Here is a 19,999-nt window from a genome sequence, read left to right as displayed (position 1 = left end):
GGTGCCCGCACATAAGAGTATCGAGTATGACGATCCCCCCGATCGGGTAGTAACAACCGTTATTCGGCGCTCTCACCGAGTACAGGATACGACGATGATACCGGAAGACGCCGGCCTGCTGGTCGGTGCAGTCGCGCTCGGGGCAGTCCACGGTGTCGAACCGGGCCACGGGTGGCCTGTCGCCGCCTCGTACGCGCTCGATCAGACGAACAAGTGGATCTACGGCGTTGCGGCGAGTTTCATCCTCGGTATCGGACACCTTATCAGCAGTATCGCGATGGTTGGGGCGTTCTTTTATGCGAAATCCTACTTCAATCTCACCCAAATCAACGAACCACTCACGCTTGTTGCCGGCATCCAGATCGGTGGCCCGGTCAGTCTGGTCGCGGGCGTCCTGCTGATCGGCCTAGGCGTTCGAGAGTACCGTCACGGTCACTCTCACGACGCCCACGGTGGTGAACACTCCCACCAGAACGAGGGTCACGACCACGAGTCGACAGAGCACTCCGCACAACACCACAGCCATGAAGATCTCGGCGAGCAGTCACCCGTGCAGGACGAGGGGCTCGTCTCTCGTATCCAAAGTGCAATTCCGCTTGTCGGCGGACACTCGCACGCACGAGATAGCCATGATGTCGCCGCCGAGAGGGGACTCCTCGGAATCGCTTGGTTTGCATTCCTGCTCGGGTTCGCCCACGAGGAGGAGTTCGAGATCATCGCCCTCTGTGCCGGATCGAACTACTGCCTCGAATTGATGAGCGCGTACGCAATCACTGTCATCGTCGGCATCGTCGGATTGACGATGCTACTGATCGCGGGCTATCAGCGCCACGAACAGACGGTCGAACAGTACACCCCCTATCTGCCTGCCGTCTCCGCTGTTGTCCTCTTCGGCATGGGTCTTGGATTCATCACCGGCTTGCTCTGAACGTCTCTGTGACTGCTTGTGGACGCATCTGCCGCTATCGGGATAGACACGCTCGTTCGCACGATCGGGATGGACGAACTCCAGCAGGAGCCAAGGCCAGCCCTCACCGGCGCAGAAACGACGGGAGGTCGAGACGATCCGGGGGGCCCTCCTTTGGCCCGCCGGAATCCGGCGATCGGATCGCGTCCGGGAGCCCATCCGTTGTATCCTCCGACGCCGTCCCCGCGCTCAATCCCTCGCCGTCAAACTCGGACGCCACAAGCCGTTCCCAGATCTCTTCGTCGGCTTCGGCGTCTGCCTCGAGGTTGAGCGCCCGCGCCCGTCCCTCGTCGTAGGCGAGTTCGATGATGCTCTCGTCGTAGGTGTCGGGAGAGCCCCGTCTGAGCCGGTCGTACGTTTCCTCGTCCGGGTCACCGCACACCGACGCGACGCCGAGGGCGTAGGCGCGCCTGAGGACCTCATCACTGGTGTACGTCCTCTCATCCTCGAAGTATCGATCGTACATTTACGCCCCCCGTTTCGTCCCAGCCCGAAGGCCGTCGTCGCTGAACTCGAGGTCGTGGATGTCAGTGTCGATCCCCGTCCCTCGCATCTTCAGGACCTGTATCCCCCGCTGCATCCCACCCTCCTCAAGGAAATTGTGCATGAAGACGACGCCGTGGGCGAGATAGTGCTCGTCGGTATAGGCGGTCGGATCGGTCATCTCTGAGATCAACACGACGGTCGCGTCGGTCCGTTTCAGCGATGTCAGAAACTGGATCGTGTCGTTTTCGGTGTCCGAGAGTAAGTACTCGAGGAGCATCGTCGAGTCGACGACGACGCGTTCGATCCCGTTCGACTCGATGAATCCGGTGAGGCGGTTGATAAGGCTTGAGGCGTCGCGGTGTTTCCCCGGCGGCTGGAACAGCCGCTTGCCCTCGGCGGAGAACACGTCGACGAACGTCACCCGGTCAGTCTTGACGGCCCGTTCGAACCCGAATCCGTACCCGGACATGTCCTCGATGATGTCGTTACGGGACTCGTGCATGCTCACGAAGAGGCCGCTCTCGTCCTGTTTGGCCCCCTCTACCAGAAACTGCGTCGACAGCGTGGTCTTTCCGCTTCCCGGGGGACCGGACAGCACGTAGAGTCGACCGGCTGGCATTCCGCCACCGACGAGTTCGTCGAGCCCCGAGACGCCGCTTGAAACGCGCATACCGAAGAAGCGTCCATACTGAATATAACCCCTCACACCGACTCAGTGTTCAAACCGGTGAGCTAGGGGAATGATTATATTTGCGGGCGATATGTCGGTCAATAGTGTGTCGCCAGATGATCGAGACGAATACCGTCACACACGGATGACCGAGACGTACGTCGGTGCGATCGATCAAGGAACCACGGGAACGCGGTTCATGCTGTTCGATCACGGCGGGCAGGTGGTCGCCAACGCCTACGAACGGCACGAACAGATCTACCCCAACCCCGGCTGGGTCGAACACGACCCCGTCGAAATCTGGCGAAACGCCAAGGCGGTCGTCTCCCGCGGGCTCTCGATCGCTGGCGTTGACGCCGACCAGCTGGCGGCGCTCGGGATCACGAACCAGCGCGAGACAACGGTCGTCTGGGACGAAGCGAGCGGCAAACCGGTGTACAACGCCTTGGTCTGGCAGGACCGCCGAACCACGGACCGCATCGAAACGCTCGATTCGGACACGGTCGAAGCGATCCGGAGAAAAACCGGTTTGGAGCCCGACGCGTACTTTTCCGCGCCGAAAGTCGAGTGGATCCTCGACAACGCCGACCCGATCAAACTCCGGCGCACTCACCCCGAGGACGTACAAACCCGGGCCGAGTCCGGCGAGTTGTTGCTGGGGACGATCGACTCGTGGCTCATTTACAATCTGACCGGCAACCACATCACGGACGTTTCGAACGCCTCCCGGACGATGCTCTATGACATCCACGACCTCGCGTGGGACGAGGCGTTGCTTGCGGAGTTCGACGTACCAGAGACGATGTTGCCCGAGGTTCGGCCGTCCTCCGACGAGAACCTCTACGGCTACACCGACGCCGACGGCTTTCTTGACGCTGAAGTTCCCGTCGCCGGCGCGCTCGGCGATCAACAGGCCGCGTTGTTCGGTCAGACGTGCTTCGATCCGGGCGACGCAAAGAACACCTACGGAACCGGTTCGTTCTATCTGATGAACACCGGCACCGAAGCCGTCGAATCCGACAACGGCCTCCTGACTACCATCGGCTTTCAACTCTCCGACGACCCTGTCCAGTACGCACTCGAAGGCTCCGTTTTCATCACCGGTGCCGCCATCGAGTGGCTCGGCAGCGTCGGCCTTGTGGACGACCCCGCCGAAACCGCCCAACTGGCCCGATCCGTTGACTCGACGGACGGCGTGTACATGGTGCCGGCGTTCACGGGGCTGGGGGCACCCCACTGGGACGGGCGCGCCCGCGGAACCATGGTCGGCATGACGCGGGAAACGACGAAAGAACACGTCGTGCGGGCGACCCTAGAGTCGATCGCGTATCAGACCCGCGACATCGCCGAGGCGATGGCGGCCGACTCGGGGGTCGAGACGACGACGCTGCGCGTCGACGGCGGCGCCGTCAAGAATAATTTCCTGTGTCAACTCCAAGCGGACATTCTACAGCGGAAGATCGCCCGGCCGGCGGTCGACGAGACGACGGCGCTGGGGTCGGCCTACGCGGCCGGTCTCGCTGTCGGCTACTGGAACGACGCCGAGGAGTTGCGCTCGAACTGGCGGATCGACCGGCAGTTCACCCCTCAAATGGACGCCGATGAGGCAGACCGGCGCTACGCCCGGTGGACCGACGCCGTCGAGCGGTCCCGCGACTGGGACCGGACGTAGCGACGACGAAACGCCCGAACGAGGGTATCGCCCGAGGGTCCGGCTGCCTCTGTTTTTTATTATTTGCCGGGCCCAGACTGTGCTGAGTCGAGTATCCGTTCGGCCACGTGCTCGGCCGCGAGCTGAGCCGGCGGAGCGATCCCCCGAATGCCGTGAGACCTGACAACATGCCTCGGTATAGAAAATTCGTCCTCCCCAGGTTACCGGCGTACGCGGGCGTTCCGTCCGGTCCGATCTGCCTGTGTATTCTTTATTCTATCGTGAGTAAATCTTTTGTCCCCTCGTGACAATCATCGTGTATGGCTACCGACTCCACGCTTAACCACGACGAACTCTACATCAAGGGCCGGTGGACGCCAACGGGCAACCGGATCGAAGTGACTGACCTTACCAACGACACCACGTTCGCGAGCGTCTCGGCCGCGACGCCCGCCGACGCCGAGGACGCCCTCGCCGCCGCACAGGCGGCCGAGGCCGAGATGCGCGAGACGACTGTCGTCCAGCGCGCGAACTGGGTCACCGCCATCGCCGACGGCATCGAATCCCGCAAGGCCGAACTCGCCGACGTGATCGTCCGGGAGGCCGGCAAGCCGATCTCCAGCGCGCGCGGCGAGGTCGACGCCGCCGCCGAGCGGTTCCGGCGGGCTGCCGAGGAAGCTCGGTCCATGAAGGGCGAGTACATCGAGGGGACGACCGACGGCCACGAGGGCTGGCGCGCGATTGTCAGACACGAGCCAGTGGGGACCGCCCTCTGTATCACGCCGTACAACTACCCCCTATCGACGACCGCCCTGCAGGTCGCCCCCGCGCTCGCGGCGGGCAACGCAGTCATCCTGAAGCCGGCATCGAAGACCCCCATCAGCGCCGCCATCCTCGCCGAGATCATCGTCGACGCTGCCGAGGACCTACCCGAGGGCGCCTTCGGGTTCGTCCCCGGCCGCGCCAGCGAGATCGGTGACGTGCTTGCCGGCGACGACCGTATCGGCGCCATCGCGATGACCGGCTCCTCGGGCGCCGGCAAACACGTCGCCTCGGTCAGCGGGATGGTCGAACTCCACATGGAGCTGGGCGGCAACGCTCCGGCCATCGTCTTTCCTGACGCCGACCTCGATGCGGCCTCGTCGGCGGCCGCGGCCGGATCGCTGAAATACGCGGGCCAGCGGTGCTCGGCCGTCTCGCGGGTCCTCGTTCACGACGACGCCCACGACGAGTTAGTCGACCGAATCGACGCGGAGATGGAGGGATGGGAACCCGGCGATCTCTTCGACGAGGAGACATCGCTCGGCCCGCTCATCTCCCACGAGCAGGCCGACTGGGTCATGGAACTCATCGAGGACGCGCTCGAGCGAGGCGCGACGCTGGTCCGGGGCGGCGAGCGCAACGGCCGCTTCGTCGAACCGACGCTTCTTGCGGACGTCCCCCAGGACGCCCGTATCGTTCACGAGGAGCAGTTCGGTCCCGTCGTTGCCGTGACGACGTTCGCCGACGAGGCCGGGGCGCTTGCGGTCGCCAACGACGGCGATCTCGGCCTCGACGCAGCCGTCTTCACGGCGGACTACGATCGCGCGATGCGCATGGCCGACCGCCTCGAGGTCGGCGGCGTTCGCATCAACGGCGCTCCAAGCCACGGTCTCGGCGACATTCCCTTTGGCGGGACGAAGGACTCGGGGATCGGCCGCGAAGGCATCGGCTACACGATCGAGGCCTTCGTCGAACGCAAGAGCATCATCCTCTGATGCGCCGAGCCAAGATCGTCTGTACGCTCGGCCCAGCCTCCGACGACCGCGAGACAATACAGGGCCTCGCCGACGCCGGGATGTCAGTCGCGCGGCTGAACGCCAGCCACGGGACAGTCGAGGATCGCGAGGCAGCCATCGAGCGCATCCGCGGGATCGACGGCGCTGACGGCGCGCCCGTGGCGACGCTTCTCGATGTCCCCGGCCCCGAGATCCGGACTGCCCCGCTTGAGGAGGGTGCGTCGGTGGCCGTGCCGACAGGATCGACGCGCCGCCTCGTCGAAGGCGAGACGGTCGACAACGACGTGATCGGCCTCTCTGCGTCGATCGCCGCCGTCGACCCGGACGATCGCGTCCTGCTCGACGACGGTCGGATCGAGACGACGGTCGAGCGCGTCGAGGGCGAAACGGTCGTCGTCGACGTCGACTCCGGTGGTCAGTTAGGCGGCCGCAAGGGCGTCAACGTCCCCGGCGTCGACCTCGGCTTGGAGTTCGTCAACGAGAGCGACCGTGAGGAACTGCGACTGGCGGCCGATGCCGGAGCCGACTACGTCGCCGCGAGCTTCGTCGGCTCCGCGGCGGACGTCTACGCCGTCAACGCCACGCTGGAGGAGTTCGGCGCCGACATCCCCGTGATTGCGAAGATCGAGCGCGCCGACGCCGTCGAGCGCATCGACGAGATTCTTGAGGCGGCCGACGGCGTGATGATCGCTCGCGGCGACCTCGGCGTCGAATGCCCCCTCGAGCGTGTCCCGCTGATCCAGAAACGCATTATCCGGAAGGCACAAGCGGTGGGGGTCCCGGCGATTACTGCCACCGAGATGCTCGATTCGATGATCGAGGCTCGCCGGCCGACGCGGGCGGAGGCTTCCGATGTCGCCAACGCCGTCCTTGACGGTACCGACGCCGTGATGCTATCCGGCGAAACTGCCATCGGCGATGACCCCGTTAACGTCGTCGAGACGATGGCCCGCATTGTCGCCGATGTCGAATCCAGTGACGAGTACGCCGAGTCCCGCGATAACCGCGTCCCCCCGGCCAGCGAACCCCGGACGGACGCCATCGCGCGCTCGGCGCGGTACCTCGCCCGCGATGTCGACGCCGAGGCGGTCGTCACCGTCACCGAGTCGGGCTACACCGCCCACAAGGTCGCGAAGTACCGCCCGGCGGTCCCGATTGTGGCGGTGACGCCCGACGCCGCCGTCCGTCGACGGCTGGCGCTGCTTTGGGGCGTCCTCCCGCGGTACCGGCCGTCGCCGGCCGGCGGCGCAACGAAACTCATTGAGTCCGCGGCGGCAGAAGCCATCGACGCCGGGGTGATCGACAGCGGCGACACCGTCGTCGTCCTCGCCGGGATGATGACCGAACTTGAGGGCGCGAACACCACGAACACGATGAAGGTCCACGTCGCCGCCGAGGTGCTCGCCAGCGGCCGTGGGGTGTGTGCCGGTCGCGCCGTCGGACCGGTGTTCGTCTCCGCCGACGGGGACCTCACCGACTGCCCCGACGGTTCCGTCGTCGTCCTTCCCGCTGCTTTCGAGGGGGAGCTCTCGGGTGATCTCTCCGCCGTCGGCGCGATCGTCACCGCCCAGTCCGGCATGACGAGCTATCCGGCGATGATCGCCCGCGAACTGGGGGTGCCGATGGTCGGCGATGCCACGCTGTCGCTCTCCGACGGGACGGTCGTCACAGTTGACGGCGATCGTGGTGTCGTCTACGAGGCCGCGGCCGACGAGCGCTGATGGGGGTCCCGCGGTTCACGATTCTGCGCTTCCGGAGTCCACCAAGCCGGTGAGCAGCGCCGTTGCGCTCGCGCGGTTCGTCGCCAGCGGAACGCCGCGAACGTCGCAGATCCGCAGCAGCGCGGAGATGTCCGGCTCGTGAGGCTGTGCCGTCATCGGGTCCCGGAAAAAGACGACCGCGTCGCAGTTTCCGGTGACGATCTCGGCACCGATCACCAAGTCCCCGCCCAAGGGTCCTGACTCCATCCGGGTGACGGACAACGCCGTCTCGTCGTTGAGCCGCCCGCCCGTCGTCCCCGTCCCGATGATGTCGTTCCCCGCTAGGATCGACTCGTGTTCTCTCGCCCAGTCGACCATCTCCGGCTTCTCGTCGTCGTGAGCAATGAGCGCAATGCGCATGACCGATCTATACCCGGAGGTGTCTTGAAGCCGTCGGCAGGTTGGATCGGGCAGCAACAACGTATATGAATTCGGGTCAAAACGCCGTGATATGTTTATAAACGTGGCCTACTCTTCGTCGGCGTTCCCGACGCGGATAGCTTGGATCAACGAGTACACGGGAACACCGTTGATCGACTCGATGCCCTGTTTGTCGACCAACACGACGCAGGCGACCGGCTTGCCGCCGCGCTCTTTGATGCCGTCGATCGTTTCGCGCATTGTCGTGCCGCTGGTGATGGTGTCATCGACGACGTAGCACTCCCGGTCGCGGATGTCGGCGAAGTTCTGCGAAAACGTCCCCTTGAGCTCGTCGATGTCGCCCTCCTCCCAGTGGTGTTTGCGCGGGGCGTAGGCGGCGATGTCGGTGTCGAGTTCGCGGGCGACGACGGTCGCCAGCGGGGCGCCGGCCTTCTCGATACCGACGGTGAGATCGACCGACTCGCCCTGCTTCGAGAGCAGATCCGCCATCGCCTTGCCAGTGTAAGTGAGCCGCGCCGAGTCACGCCCCAGCGCGCTCCAGTCGACGTGGATGTCGTGGGGGCCGCCCGTCTGCTCGGCGACGGCGGCCGGTGTTGTCTCCCCGCTCCGTTCGACGAGCCACGTCGCCGTCTCGCGAGAGACGTTCAACTCGTCCGCGATTTCTCCTCTCGAGAAGCCGCGTTCGGACAGTTGCCTCGCGCTCTCGATGAGTCCGTCGATGTTTTTCATAACTGAGGATGGTCGTCGTCGTTTATAAGTGATGGTGCCTTCCACGCTCCAGTCTGCCCCTTTCGTGTCCGCACCCACAGGCACTGTCGCGGCCGCGTTACTCGATGATCGCCGCCTCCAGTAGCTCGAGTGGGTGTCTGATGTCGTAGCCCGTGCCGTGTTCCATCTGCATCGCACACGTGGGACACTCGGTCATCCCGGTTTCGCCCTCGGCCTCGTCCATGTGCTCGAACATCTCCTCGCCGATCTCCATCGATTTGTCGTACTTCTCGGCCTTCCACCCGTAGGTGCCCGAGATGCCCGAACAGGAGTCGCCGACGTCCTCGACATCGACGCCGTCGAGTTCGCCGAACAGCTCGACGGCCTGTCGGTCGAGACCTTGGTTACGGGCGTGACACGGGGCGTGGTAGGCGAACTCCTCTTCGAGGCCGTCGTCGAGTTCGGCCTCGGCGACGGCTCCCCGGAGGTCCTCGTGGATTCGGAGGTACTCGACGGATTCGAAGGTGTGGGAGGCCACCTCGTCGATCCCCTCAATATCGAACAGTTCCGGGTACTCCTGGCGCAGCGCCATCGAACAGGAGGTACACGACGCGATGGCGTCGTAGCCCTCCTCGACGAGGTCCGCCATCGAGGAGACGTTGATCTCGGCGTGCCGCCGGGCGTCGGCGAGCATCCCGTTTGCAAACATCGGGGTGCCCGAACAGCGCTGTTCGGGGACGACGACCTCGTACCCGAAGTGTTCGTACACCCGAACCATCGCTTTCCCGACCTCCGGGGTGTTGTAGTTCGAGTAACAGCCGTGGAAGTACGCCACCTTCTTGTCGGCGTCGACGGGGTCGCCGCGGCGCTCCCGGCACTCGCGAGCGCGCTCGCGTGATCCGGTTGCCGCCCCCTGTCGTTCCCACCATTCCCGGAAGGTTTCGGTTGCGAAGGCGGGGAACTCCCGCTCGCTCGTGACGCCCATCGTCTTCTCCATCACCCACCGCGCCGGCCCGAAGTTCATCGCGGCGTTCGCAAGCCGTGGGACCTTGCTGGCGAACCACGCCGATGTCCGGTAGTTCGCGAGAACCCGGTTGCGCCAGTACTCCACGGAGAGCTTCGACATTTGGTTTTCGACGTACTCCCCGCGAGCGGTGTTGTGCATCTGCGAGAGCGGCACCCCGGATGGACACGCGTTGTCACACCGCATGCAGTTCGAACAGTCCATCACGGAATCGTCGACCTCGTAGTCGTCCTCGTTTTGCTTGAGCCGCCACTGTTCGGGACCCTGGAACTTCGGCCCGGGAAAGTCGTCGTCGACCTCCGCGACGGGACAGTTCGTATCACACGTCGAACACTTATAACACGAGTCCGCGCCGGGGCGGAGGTCGAAGTCGCTGCTGTCGGGAAACACGTCGACGGGTTCGAACGCCTCGCCGGTGTTCGGCTCCGCGGGGTCGAACGCCGACTCCGGGTCCGCGGGGGTTTCGGCGTCGCTCATCGTGCCGCCTCCGCTGCTGCACGGCCAGCAGCATACCCCGTCGCGATTGAAACGCCGCTGCCGGACTTCTCGGCTGCGAAGTCGTACCCGCCGAGCACCGACCCCGCTGCCCGGAGGTTATCGAACTCGATGTCCCCTTCGCGCCCGATCGGTCGGAGGTCCTCGTCCGTTCGGACGCCGAACCGGGCGAAGTCGTGGTCGCCGAAGGCCTCGATGTCGAACCACTCGTAGCGATCGTCCGCGTGGGGGACGTGACAGCCGAAGATCGGCTCATACACCGCCTCGCGGTCGGACTCGACGCCCTTGCCGACCAACCCGCCCGTCGCGAGGACGTACTGGTCGGCGCTGTTGGGGATCTTCGCCCCGTTCTTCTCGATGTACACCTGGTCGATCCGCCCCTCCCCGTCCGAATCGACGACCGGGTTTCCGGTCTCGAAGCGCCCGCCCGCCCGGTCGAGCGCGTCGAAGAGGGCGTCCTCAAGCCGCAGCCCCGGAAGCGACGGCGGTCCCATCGGCACCTCGAACACATCGGCGCCGAGGGCGTCGCTCAATTCGGCCCGGATACCAGCCGCGTCGCCGTCGCCGAGGATGGCGGGAAAGCCAACGCGGGCCTCGTCCTCGAGTTCGGTGTTGACGCGCTCGGCAAGCGCCGCCCGGATCGGTCGCTTCCGCCCGCGGACCGCCACTTCGCCGTCGGTGTCGAGCAACTTCGCGTAGCGAGTCACTTTCGCATCCGAGCGGAGCTCGCCCGGGAACCGGATCGTGACGCCGCGAACGTCGAAGGGGACGCCCGCCGCTTCGAGGTGTGCGGCCGCGTGCGCGGCGTCGAAGTCGACCATCGCCTCGAAGCCGACCAACAGGACGTCACGCTCGTCGCTCGCAAGGCCGGCGCTGGCCCCCGCCGGATATCGGGCGGTCGGCTTGATCGTCCCGCCGTGGGTCGGCACGAGTGCGTTCGCGTCGGTGTGACCGCCGCGGTAGTCAGGGCCGACCTCGTCGAAGAACGCCATCGCCTCCCGAACCCCCTCAACCCCGACGGTCCGGTAGGGGTGGTCCGTCGGCAGCGATGGGATGGCTTCATATGGGTCGGTTAGGGGGCCGTCGCCGTCCGGCGTGTAGCCGAGCACGTCGACGAGCCCCGAGGCGTTTCGGAGCGTGCTCTGTTTATATGAAACGAGACGGGTGTCCGCGCCCGCGCGAGTCGCCGCTATCGCGCTCGTGAGACCGGCGAGACCGCCGCCGACGACGAGAACGTCTGACTCAATCGCCACGGCGATCCCCTCCGTCGGCCGCGACCTCGCCGCCGGGTGACTCTCCGACCGATCCACGTCCGTCGTCGAACGCGGTGAAGTCGATCGGCTCGCCGTCGGCCGGGTCGTGATCGCGGTTTTGTGTCGTCGCGTGCAACGCGTAGTTCAACATCGCCTGCGAGAGCTGTTCGCCCCACAGCGCGTGGCGTTGCCCCTTCCAGCGCTCTTGGAGGAGTTCGTCCCAGGCGGCCCGAGTCGTCGACTCGTCGTATTCCCCGTGAAGTTCGTTCGCCATCCGGTGACAACAGAAGCCGCCCTGGCAGTTCCCCATCGACGAGCGGGTTCGGATGCGGACCGCGTTGAGGTCCGATCCCGACTGCCCGATCGCGTCCTTGATCTCCGCACGTGTGACGCCCTCGCAGCCACAGACCGTCGGGTTCGGGCCGTCGGTCTGCAACACCTCCTCAGCCCGCGAGCCGAGCCGTTCGACGCTTCGGCGGCCGATCGGGGACCGGAGGCCGAACTCGTCCATGTAATCCCGGAGCACGGAGAAGTCCTCGCTGCCGGGCAACGGCACGTCGGCGGTGCGGCACTCGGCGTCGATACCGAACTGCTCGCAGACGTGATCGGAGATCTCCTCGCCCATCATCCGATAGGTAGTGAACTTTCCGCCGACGATGCTCGTCATCCCGCCGAGGTCGTCGCGTTCGGCGTGATCGAGCAGGAAGTAATCACGGGTGATATCGGTCGGGTCGTCGCTGCCGACGTCCGGCGGTTCATACAGCGGGCGGACGCCCCAAAACGAGCGGATCGTCCGCGCCTCCTCAAGCATCGGCACTAACTCGGAGAGCGTGTCGATCATCATATCGACCTCCCACTGCTCTTCGGGGTAGTCCTCCGGGTCGTCGACCTCCTCGTCGGTCGTGCCGAGGATGCAGGTCGTCTCGTGGGGGACGACGATGTCGGCGTCGCCCTTCGGTCGACAACGGTTGATAACGGTATCGACCTGTCTGGTGTTCATGATGGTCATGACGCCCTTCGAGGGTCGGACCTCGATATCGACACCGGCCATGTCGCCGATCCGTCCCGCCCACGCGCCCGTTGCGTTGACAACGTAGTCTGCACGGATCTCCTCGCGGCCGCCCTCCGTACCGTGGACGCGTTCGCCGGCCCCCGAAGCGTGGTTGACCGCCACCCCGACGACCTCGCCATCCTCGACGAGCAGGTCCTCGACCGTCGAGTGCGTCTCGATCCGCGCGCCGTGCTCGCTCGCGCTCGCGGCGTTGGCGACCACGAGCCGGAAGGGGTCGACAGCCCCGTCAGGGACGGAAATCGCCTTCTCGATGTCCTTTGCGAGATGCGGCTCCATGGCGCGCGCTTCGCTCGCCGACACCACTTCCGCGGGGATACCACACGCCTCACACCCCTCGAGTTTCTCTTGGAAGTACTCCTCGGAGTCCTCCGGCCGCTTGACGAACAGCCCGCCCGTCATCTCGACACAGTGGCTCGCGATGTCCCGCAGGACGCGATTTTCCTCGATACACTCCGTTGCGCTCGCCTGATCGGAGACCGCGTACCGCCCGCCGCTGTGGAGCAGTCCGTGCATCCGCCCCGTCGTGCCGTGTGTCAAGTTCCCCTGCTCGAGGAGGGTCACGTCCAACCCGCGCATCGAGAGGTCCCGGGCGATCCCGGCTCCCGTCGACCCGCCCCCAATGACGGCGATGTGTGGTACCGATTCCATGTATGTTCACGGTATTCAGGCTCTATCTACTTTATTTCATCGATAACGGGTATTTGACAGTAAAAATAAGAATCGAATACATAGGAATCCTTGATGAGGGCGTTCGACCTTTTCGGGCGCTAATTCGGCTGTTCTACAGTTTCAATAAAAACATTCGGATATCAGCATATCGTGCTGCACGCTACCATAGCTGATCCGAGTGCGTCGGTCGTCGTCGCTTCTCTATTGTCGACCCGGCTACGGTGATACGGTTCAGATTCGTGCGTCGTGGTCGCGGGCGTTAGATCTATTTGCCACTCAGCATCAACTCATACACCGTGCACGAGGGCGATAGCATCTCCGAACCGTTGGAAGACGCTCGGTTGAGCCGGGTAGCTGGGTATCTTTATCGCCATACCCCAATCATGGGTAACATTTAATACATAGTGTTATATTGTTTATTGGCAAGGTGGCTACGGAAGTAAACTGCCGCCTAACGGAGTATATCAACGATGGCAACCTCATATGTCGGCGCGATCGATCAGGGAACAACAGGAACCCGCTTCATGGTCTTCGACCACAGCGGGCAAGTAATAACCAACGCGTACAAGAAACACGAGCAGATCTACCCCGAACCGGGATGGGTCGAACACGACCCGACGGAGATCTGGGAAAACACCAAACATGTCATCCAGGAGGGGCTGGAATCGGCAGACCTCGATCCCACGCAACTGGAGGCACTGGGGATCACGAACCAGCGCGAGACGACGATCATCTGGGACCGTGACACGGGCAAGCCGGTGTTTAATGCCCTGGTCTGGCAGGACCGCCGGACCACGGACCGCGTCGAGGAACTTCAGGAAGCGGGCAAGGTCGAGGAAATCCGGGAGAAAACCGGCCTGGAATGTGATGCCTACTTCTCGGCGACGAAAACCGAGTGGATCCTCGACAACGCCGAACCGCTGAAACTCGAGAGCGTCCGTCCGGGCGAACTGCGCGACCGCGCACGGGCAGGCGAACTCATGATGGGAACGCCCGACAGCTGGATTATTTATAAGTTGACGGGCAACCACATCACGGATGTCTCGAACGCCTCCCGGACAATGCTGTTCAACATTAACGACATGGAGTGGGACGACGAACTCTTGGACGAGTTCGACGTGCCCCGGGAGATGCTGCCCGAAGTCCGGCCGTCCTCCGACGAGAATCTCTACGGCCACACCGACGCCGACGGGTTCCTTGGAGCGGAAGTCCCCGTCGCTGGCGCACTAGGGGACCAGCAGGCGGCCTTGTTCGGACAGACCTGTTTCGATGCCGGAGACGCGAAGAACACCTACGGGACGGGTGCCTTCTACCTGATGAACACGGGCAACGAGGCCGTTACGTCCGACCACGGGCTTCTCACCACGGTCGGGTTCCAACTCTCGGGCGAACCAGTCCAGTACGCACTCGAAGGGTCGATCTTCATCGCCGGCGCGGCGATCGAGTGGCTCGAAGACGTCGACCTCATTTACAACGCCGCACAGACGGCCCAACTCGCGAGTTCGGTCGACTCGACGGACGGCGTGTATATGGTGCCGGCGTTCACGGGGCTCGGGGCGCCCCACTGGGACGGCCGTGCGCGCGGAACGATCGTAGGAATGACCCGTGGTACACGTAAAGAACACATCGTCCGGGCGACCTTGGAGTCGATCGCCTACCAGACGCGGGACCTGGCCGAGGCGATGGAAGCCGATTCCGGCGTCGAGACGACGTCGTTGCGCGTCGATGGCGGCGCCGTCAAGAACGATTTCCTCTGTCAGTTGCAGTCGGATATCATCCAAACGGAAATCGCCCGGCCGGAGGTCGACGAGACCACGGCACTGGGATCGGCCTACGCTGCGGGCTTGGCCGTCGGCTACTGGGAGAGCATGGAGGAACTCCGCTCGAACTGGCAGGTTGACGAGGAGTTCGACCCCGAAATGGATGACAGCCAGGCTGACAAGATGTACGATCGGTGGGACGACGCCGTCGAGCGGTCCCTCGATTGGGCCCAGGAGGAGTGATCAATGTACGATATTCTCCTCCAGATACCGGTCATCGGCATGCCGGTTGAGGATTTCGCGCTGCTTCTCATTACTGCCTTGGCGGGCGGTGCCTTCGGCGCGGCCCTCGGTGCGCTGCCTGCGTTCATTTTTACGGGGTTCGTCGTCTTCCTCGGTGAGGGCGTTGCGATCCTCCAGCGGGAACTTACCGGGCAGGTTGAAGCCGTCCCTGCGGGGGAACTGGCGGTCGGTATCACCGGCGTCATCGGTTTCGGTGCGATCACCGGTCCGCACATCGCCTTCGCCGGCGGTGTCGCCGCCTCGGCGTACGCGGGCAAAAAGTACCCCGAGATGGAGCCCGATGGCTGGGATTACCACTTCGGGAAGAACATCCTCTACGCGTTCGGCACGAAGCCGGACATCCTCGCGGTCGGCGCGATCTTCGGTACGATCGGGATGCTCATTACGCAGGTCGGAAACGGCATCTTCATCAACGTGCTCGGGATGACGCCGCCGACCGACTTCATCGCCTTCTCCGTGTTCGCGACCGCGTTCCTCGCCCGCCCAGCCTTCGGCTACCCGCTCGTCGGTAAGCCGAACGGCTCCGGATTCTTGGACATGTCACCCTTCGAGCGTGAGGAGCCGCGTACGGCGACCGACGGTGGCGAGGTTCCACTCGAACACAAGGGCCGCCTGGCGACCGAGCCGTGGCTCCCACACCAGTACAAATGGTCCGGCGTCACGGCTATCGGCCTCATCGGCGGTATCCTCGGCGGCTACATCTACATCCAGACCGGGAGCATCTTCCTCGGCTATGCGATCTCCGCAATCAGCCTGCTGTTCTTGAATCTCGGCGTCGAGAAGATCCCGGTCACACACCATATCACGCTGATCGGTGCGGTCGGCGCGGTCGTCTTCTTGCCCGTCGCCGGCAGCGTCGTCGCCCTCATCGCCGCCGGCGTCTTCGGGGCGGTCAGCGGACTCTTGGGCGAGTTGACCCAGCGGCTGTTCTACTCACACTCGGGAACTCACGTTGACCCACCCGCGATGGCGATCGCGATTGCGATGTTCGTCGTCGCCGTCCTCTCGATCGCCGGTATCCTGCCAAACGCGGGGTATCTCTAATTCGACAGGAACACTCGGCTGGGTTTGCGGCTGAAGTATCGCTCAGAACCGCGGCGTACTGGGTCGATGTCGGCCCGGGCGCCGCAGTGTCCGCCTCAATAAGTGTAGCCGGACACTCCATGATCGGGGTTCTTTTTATGACGTGGCTGAAATCCCTCACAAACACGTGGACCGGACATGGACATCGACGCGAGAATAAAACGACGACAGCGACGTGACGAGGGGCCGCGACTGATTCAGGACTACGAGTCGCTGTCGCCGGTGGCACACATCGACGAACCCTCCGACCGTGGCCCGGTGTTCGAGCGTTTGCTCGATCATCTTGATCCGGTCTTTGACGGCGTCTTGCCTCCGAACGCGTACGTCCACGGCGACTTCGGCTCCGGGAAGTCGGCGATCGTCACCGCCCTGTTCACACACCTCCAGCGGCTCTCGACAGACCCGCGCTCGATCATCCACACGAGCACGCGGGCGGCCTCGCCGACGACGCCCGGCTTCGTCTACCTCGACACGCGGACGACGACGAGCGAGTTCGCGTTCTATCACGCCGTCCTCGACGACCTTGTCGACAACTCGGTTCCGGAACACGGCATCAGCACCGAGGAACTCCGCGAACGGCTCCACGCCATCCTCGGGGAGTCCAGAAACGGAGTCGTCGTCGCCGTCGATCACGTAGGCGAGCCGAACAGCATCGACACCGCCGGCCTCATCGACCTGTTCGCCGGGCTGCCGAGCAACGTGAGCTGGCTCGCCATCGGCAGGACGCCCCCGGACCGCACCGGCCTGACTACCTACACGGCAACATCGATCAACATCGCCCCCTACCAACGCCAGATGCTCGTCGACGTGTTGATGACGCGGGCCTCCGAGGGGCTCACCCAGCGCGCGCTGGATCACGACCTCGCCCGGCGGATCGCCGACTGGGCCGACGGCAACGCTCACAGCGCGCTCGCGGCACTGTTCATCGCTGCCGACCGGGCCGACCGAGCCGACCGGACCCGGCTCTCCGAGGCGGACGTCGACGCCGCGATCGGGGAGATCCCCGATTCCTCTGTCTCCCTCGCGCAGGTGCTGTCGCTGCCGGTCAACAAACAGCTCGTTTTGCGACGGCTTGTGGACCTCGACGATGACGAACGCGCGTCAGTCTCAGCGACGACTGAGACGGTCAGCGCCGACGTCGACCTCTCTGTCGGGACGGTCAAGCGATTCCTCTATGAGATGGCCGAAACCGGGATCGTCGAACGCGTTCAAGCCGAGAATAATAACGGAAAGGGCCGGCCACCGAGCCGCGTCGAGTTGCGGTTCCCGCCGACCGCGTTCCGTCGGCTGTACGACCTCCGGCAGTAGCGCGTTGCGTCGGTTGGTCGGGGTTGCGCATCATCGCCGGCGGAGTGGGTTCGAACGCTCATACTGAGATTCGTGTTCGCGAGCGCCGAGCGGCGGGCACACCCTCGGCGGCAGTTGACCCCGCCGTGCGAAGCCACTATGTGTCGTTCGACCCAACCGCCGGTGTGCCAATCGAACAGGGTGATCGGGTCCGACTCGACTACGTCGGACGCTTCGAGGACGGTACCGTATTCGCGACGTCGCGGCCCGCCGTTGCGGAGAAACACGGCCTGTTGCCGCCGGAAGAGGGCGATCCCGCCCCGCTGTCGTTTACTGTCGGCGCGAACGAGGTGATCGGCGGCCTTGATTCCGCTGTCGTCGGGATGGTGGCTGGAGAAGAGGCGACGGCACGGGTGCCGCCGGCCGACGCCTACGGCGAGCACGATCCGGACCGAGTCCGGGAATACGATCCGGAGTCCTTCGAGGCGATGGTGGGGGAACCGCCCGAGATCGGAACGCACGTCGAGGCGCAAAACGACCTCCATGGCGATGTCACCGCCATCACCGACGAGTCGGTTCAAGTCGATTTCAACCACGAGTTGGCCGGTCGGACGCTTGTCTTCGATATTGAGATCCTCAACGTCGAATCGGCGCAGCGCTAATCACGTACCGTTGTCCGGCTGTCGTCCAGCCATCCCCTGGCTGTGCGTCTTGATCCGAACGCGCACCGAACAGATGTTGACTGCGTGCGCACTACACTCTTCGACAAGTGACTTTCTGCGTGGTCGTGTCGAGAACTGATCCTCTCTGCTGCCGTGCTCTGTCGTGGCTCCCGCGTGAGACGCTTCACAACTGCTCAGCACGCAGTTGAGTAGTTGAAACCCGTCTCTGCCGGGCGTTTCGAGCCATTTGATATCGCAACATACGATTTATATCGCCGCCGGGTATATATCTGCGACCGACGATGCGGCCGTATGCGCGTGGACATTCTCCTCTTCGAGGGGTTCGACGAACTCGATGCGATCGCTCCGTACGAGGTCTTCCGCCTCGCCGCCCCACGCGACGGGATCGACGCCCGGTTGGTAACGGCCACGCCGGCCGATCGAGTTGAGGCCAGAAGCGGCCTCCGCGTCGAACCCGACGGGACGCTCTCCGAGTCGACCGACGCGCTCGTAGTTCCCGGCGGCGGTTGGAACGACCCCGACGCGCCGGGCGTCCGACGCGAGTACGACCGCGGTGATCTCCCCGACGCTATCGCCGACATCTTCGACGCTGGCGCAACAGTCGCCTCGGTCTGCACCGGCGCGATGCTGTTGGCGGCCGCGGGGCTCCTCGATGGCCGCCCCGCGACGACGCACCACACCGCCCTGGAGGATCTCGAACGGACTGGCTGTACGGTCCGGGAGGCGCGGTTCGTCGACGACGGACGGGTGCTGACGGCGGGCGGGATCACCTCGGGATTCGACCTCGCGTTGCATCTCGTCGACCGGGAGTGCGGCCCGGCCGTCGCGGACGCGGTCGCCCGGGAGTTGGAATACGAACGAGGGGTTTAGAAGGATCCCACCCTCACCGTCGTTCGTGCGTCTCAAAAACACCTACATCGGCGTCGATGGGGTTGGCCGGACCACTGAACGGAAGCTGTGGAACGCGGGTGCGCGCACGTGGTCTGCGTTCGACCCGTCGTTGTGCGGCCCGACGACAGCCGAACGGATCGAATCGTTCATCGAGCGTGCCCGCCCGCGACTGGACGATGGCGACTCCACGTTCTTCGAGCGGGTCCTCCCTTCGAAGGAGCGCTGGCGGCTCTATGAAGACTTCCGCGGGGAGGCGTGTTTTTTTGACATCGAGACAACGGGGCTCGATCACGACCGCGACACCGTGACCTGCGTCAGCGCACACCAAAGCGGAGACACGGAGACGCTCGTTCGTGGCGACGACCTGACCCGCGAGAACCTCGCGGAACTGCTCGACGCCCCGTTGCTCGTCACGTTCAACGGGGCTCGCTTCGACGTCCCGTTCCTCGAAACCGCCTTCGATCTCGAGATCGACCGGCCGCACCTCGATCTGATGTACCCCTGCAAGCGCGTTGGCCTGACCGGCGGGCTGAAAGTAATCGAACCCGAGGTCGGCGTCGAGCGCGACCGGCCTGATATCTCCGGGCGGGACGCCGTCCGACTGTGGCGCGAGCACGAACGCGGTGTCGATGGATCACTGGAGACCCTCATCTCGTACAACCGTGAAGACACGGTGAACCTGCGGACGGTCGCCGACCGGACTGTCGAGCGACTCGACCGTGAGCTGCTGCCCTGAGACTACTGTTTTCGCAGTACACCTCGTCCTCTGCTGTGCCGCGGTTATCAGCGTCGACGCTTTTCGCCGAGCCGCGTACAATTTATGAGTGCTCCCGCAGCCCAGCATGTACCTGTCGTCGGCATCGACCTTCGGGTGGCACAGCGCCCCCGACGACCCGCCGCACGACCGTTGAACACGAGTGAGCCGCTGATAAATCATATATTGGTATATGAAATATGCTGAGTGGCGCTGCGAATACCCCCGAATCCGTGCACGAGATCCGGCTCTATCGACGGAAATCGACTCAGAGGAGGATGTGATCAGTGTGTCACGACCGCCACTCGCCGGTGGGGAGTGGCG

At 64.3% G+C, this 19,999-nt stretch carries 17 protein-coding genes; 10 read left to right on the top strand and 7 right to left on the bottom strand.

From position 1 onward, the window contains the following. Positions 1-94 precede the first annotated feature (94 nt). A complete protein-coding gene (locus tag ACI944_RS02905; protein ID WP_411717573.1) occupies positions 95-928 on the top strand; it encodes a hypothetical protein in 834 nt (277 codons plus the stop codon). Between the two features lie 103 nt (positions 929-1,031). Here the strand turns inward: ACI944_RS02905 and ACI944_RS02900 are convergent, their stop codons facing one another. Then, on the bottom strand, positions 1,032-1,433 hold the full coding sequence (locus ACI944_RS02900) for a hypothetical protein (RefSeq protein WP_411717572.1): 402 nt from the start codon (positions 1,431-1,433) through the stop codon (positions 1,032-1,034). Further along, positions 1,434-2,123 carry an RAD55 family ATPase gene (locus ACI944_RS02895; protein WP_411717571.1) on the bottom strand — a complete coding sequence of 230 codons (690 nt, stop codon included), beginning with the start codon at positions 2,121-2,123 and terminating at the stop codon, positions 1,434-1,436. 145 nt (positions 2,124-2,268) lie between these two features. Between ACI944_RS02895 and glpK (ACI944_RS02890) the strand changes: the two genes are divergently transcribed. From glpK (ACI944_RS02890) to pyk, 3 genes are all read left to right on the top strand, one after another. Beyond that, on the top strand, positions 2,269-3,795 hold the full coding sequence (gene glpK / locus ACI944_RS02890) for a glycerol kinase GlpK (protein WP_411717574.1): 1,527 nt from the start codon (positions 2,269-2,271) through the stop codon (positions 3,793-3,795). Positions 3,796-4,094: 299 nt separating this feature from the next. Then, positions 4,095-5,531, top strand: a complete 1,437-nt coding sequence (locus tag ACI944_RS02885; RefSeq protein WP_411717570.1) for an aldehyde dehydrogenase family protein — start codon at positions 4,095-4,097, stop codon at positions 5,529-5,531. Then, positions 5,531-7,273: a pyruvate kinase gene (gene pyk / locus ACI944_RS02880; RefSeq protein WP_411717569.1), complete on the top strand. Its 1,743-nt coding sequence runs from the start codon at positions 5,531-5,533 to the stop codon at positions 7,271-7,273. The genes ACI944_RS02885 and pyk overlap by 1 nt, the downstream gene beginning before the upstream one ends. Positions 7,274-7,288: 15 nt before the next feature. Here pyk and ACI944_RS02875 read toward each other — a convergent pair whose 3' ends face one another. From ACI944_RS02875 to glpA, 5 genes are all read right to left on the bottom strand, one after another. Then, on the bottom strand, positions 7,289-7,672 hold the full coding sequence (locus ACI944_RS02875; RefSeq protein WP_411717568.1) for a methylglyoxal synthase: 384 nt from the start codon (positions 7,670-7,672) through the stop codon (positions 7,289-7,291). Positions 7,673-7,780: 108 nt separating this feature from the next. Beyond that, on the bottom strand, positions 7,781-8,422 hold the full coding sequence (gene gfcR / locus ACI944_RS02870; RefSeq protein WP_411717567.1) for a transcriptional regulator GfcR: 642 nt from the start codon (positions 8,420-8,422) through the stop codon (positions 7,781-7,783). Between the two features lie 97 nt (positions 8,423-8,519). Then, a complete protein-coding gene (locus ACI944_RS02865) occupies positions 8,520-9,902 on the bottom strand; it encodes an anaerobic glycerol-3-phosphate dehydrogenase subunit C (protein ID WP_411717566.1) in 1,383 nt (460 codons plus the stop codon). After that, entirely contained in the window at positions 9,899-11,173 is a 1,275-nt protein-coding gene (gene glpB / locus ACI944_RS02860; RefSeq protein WP_411717565.1) for a glycerol-3-phosphate dehydrogenase subunit GlpB, read from the bottom strand. The genes ACI944_RS02865 and glpB overlap by 4 nt, the downstream gene beginning before the upstream one ends. After that, positions 11,163-12,893, bottom strand: a complete 1,731-nt coding sequence (gene glpA / locus ACI944_RS02855; RefSeq protein WP_411717564.1) for an anaerobic glycerol-3-phosphate dehydrogenase subunit GlpA — start codon at positions 12,891-12,893, stop codon at positions 11,163-11,165. Before glpA ends, glpB begins: the two co-directional genes overlap by 11 nt. A 491-nt stretch (positions 12,894-13,384) precedes the next feature. Between glpA and glpK (ACI944_RS02850) the strand changes: the two genes are divergently transcribed. The 6 genes from glpK (ACI944_RS02850) (at position 13,385) to ACI944_RS02825 (ending at position 19,657) form a co-directional block, all read left to right on the top strand. Continuing rightward, positions 13,385-14,917: a glycerol kinase GlpK gene (gene glpK / locus ACI944_RS02850; RefSeq protein WP_411717563.1), complete on the top strand. Its 1,533-nt coding sequence runs from the start codon at positions 13,385-13,387 to the stop codon at positions 14,915-14,917. A gap of 3 nt (positions 14,918-14,920) precedes the next feature. Next, positions 14,921-16,021 (top strand): hypothetical protein, encoded by a 1,101-nt coding sequence (locus ACI944_RS02845; RefSeq protein WP_411717562.1) that lies wholly within the window; start codon positions 14,921-14,923, stop codon positions 16,019-16,021. A 177-nt stretch (positions 16,022-16,198) separates the two neighbouring features. Then, complete coding sequence (locus ACI944_RS02840) at positions 16,199-17,368, top strand: Cdc6/Cdc18 family protein (protein ID WP_411717561.1); 1,170 nt, start codon at positions 16,199-16,201, stop codon at positions 17,366-17,368. 164 nt (positions 17,369-17,532) lie between these two features. After that, the gene (locus ACI944_RS02835) at positions 17,533-18,009 is read left to right on the top strand and encodes an FKBP-type peptidyl-prolyl cis-trans isomerase (protein ID WP_411717560.1); all 477 of its coding nucleotides are present in this window, start codon (positions 17,533-17,535) and stop codon (positions 18,007-18,009) included. 312 nt (positions 18,010-18,321) lie between these two features. Beyond that, the gene (locus ACI944_RS02830; protein WP_411717559.1) at positions 18,322-18,900 is read left to right on the top strand and encodes a DJ-1/PfpI family protein; all 579 of its coding nucleotides are present in this window, start codon (positions 18,322-18,324) and stop codon (positions 18,898-18,900) included. A gap of 25 nt (positions 18,901-18,925) precedes the next feature. Continuing rightward, entirely contained in the window at positions 18,926-19,657 is a 732-nt protein-coding gene (locus ACI944_RS02825; RefSeq protein WP_411717558.1) for a ribonuclease H-like domain-containing protein, read from the top strand. The last annotated feature ends 342 nt before the right edge of the window (positions 19,658-19,999 follow it).

It is taken from the genome of Natronomonas sp. (assembly GCF_046710025.1).
Classification (GTDB): Archaea; Halobacteriota; Halobacteria; order Halobacteriales; family Haloarculaceae; genus Natronomonas.
Note: the sequence above shows the minus strand (reverse complement) of the source record. Positions and strands in the feature narration are given on the sequence as shown.